Source organism: Streptomyces doebereineriae (assembly GCF_031845645.1).
Lineage (GTDB): Bacteria > Actinomycetota > Actinomycetes > Streptomycetales > Streptomycetaceae > Streptomyces > Streptomyces canus.
The window spans coordinates 1-480 of sequence record NZ_JAVREZ010000155.1; the positions used below are offsets into that span (position 1 = coordinate 1).

The following is a 480-nucleotide window of genomic DNA, read 5'->3' on the forward strand; positions in this document are numbered from 1 at the left end:
CACTCGCGCAACGCGCCGACCAACGTGCCCGTCCTGTCGGTGACGTACAACAACCCGCCGGGCGCGCCGACGGCGACGGCGCTCTCCCCGTCGTCGTACAACTCCTTCAACAAGCGGACGTACGCCACCTCGCTGACCCCCACCTTCTCGGCGAAGGTCGCGGACCCCGACGGCGGCACCGTAAGCGCCCAGTTCGAGGTCACCCCCGACCCGGCGTTCAACGACGCGGGCACCTACAGCTGGACGGGTACCAGCGGTGCCGTCGCCTCCGGCGGCACCGCCATGCTGAGGCTTCCCGATGACAAGAAGCTCTGCGCGTTCGGCTACCGGGTCCGCTCACGCGCCCACGACGGTTCCGTGTACGGCGCGTGGAGCGCCTACGTGCCCTTCCGGGTGAACACGGCCAAACCCGCGGCGCCGCAGATCGACTGCACCCGCTTCCCCCGGGACACGTGGACCGACAGCGGCGGCGAGATCAGC

At 70.4% G+C, this 480-nt stretch carries 1 protein-coding gene; it reads left to right on the plus strand.

The genetic code is table 11. The features are described 5' to 3' along the window. Nucleotides 1-480, plus strand: a 480-nt coding sequence (locus RNB18_RS51200) for a hypothetical protein (protein ID WP_311720949.1), incomplete at both ends; no start/stop codon positions are given.